We start from the raw sequence: 721 nt of genomic DNA on the forward strand, positions 1-721 counted from the left end.
ATTTCGCTTTAAGAAGATCCGCAGGAGATAGGCAGCAGCGATCATGCAGACTAATCCACCAACTCGAAGCACAGTGTAAGTAGTTGTTCCGCCCGGACTGATCATTGGAGCCGCTAGCCGAAAAGCCGCAGTCCCTGCAATGGCAAAACAAATGGTCAACAATAAGGAAGTTGATTTGGACACTATGCTTTAGTTTTCAGTAAAGAAGAAACTTTTCAAGTTTTGTCAGGGCCAATTTGTCGAACTATCTAACTTAGGCGTTTACCTTATCACCGAAACCAGCCTGCACCATTTAGGCTTTAACTCAAAGGCTGATGGTGACCATAAACTAAGCTACCATCAGGTAGGCTACGCCTTTACACCTTGGACTGGTCGGGCTGCCGCATTGGCCCTTTCCCAGGCGAGTGGACCCCGCAGTGCGAACCAACCAAGCCCATAATCGACCAAGTTACAAAGCGCTCTCCTTCAGCGTGGTCGACGGGCTATCGTACTGCAAAAGGCCCCGCCACTTACCCTGCAAGCGGTAGCGCTGGCCCGTTACCTGATTTTCCAGGATACCCTCAACTGAGCAGGTCAGGTAATAGGCCGTTACCTGACGGCTGATAGCCAGCCTGGTTCGGGGCGGAATGCTGATGCTTACCAGCCGGTTGGGCGCAAAGCCGTAGGGCGTTTGCTGCTCAGCGGGGCTCAGGGAATAAGTCTCCGGGGAGTAATCGAATAC

At 52.0% G+C, this 721-nt stretch carries 1 protein-coding gene; it reads right to left on the reverse strand.

Annotated features, from left to right (window positions below):
- Positions 1-448 precede the first annotated feature (448 nt).
- Positions 449-721: hypothetical protein (locus tag J2I46_RS32640; RefSeq protein ID WP_207333312.1), on the reverse strand; the 273-nt coding region annotated here is incomplete at its 5' end.

This window comes from Fibrella forsythiae, assembly GCF_017353175.1.
GTDB lineage: Bacteria > Bacteroidota > Bacteroidia > Cytophagales > Spirosomataceae > Fibrella > Fibrella forsythiae.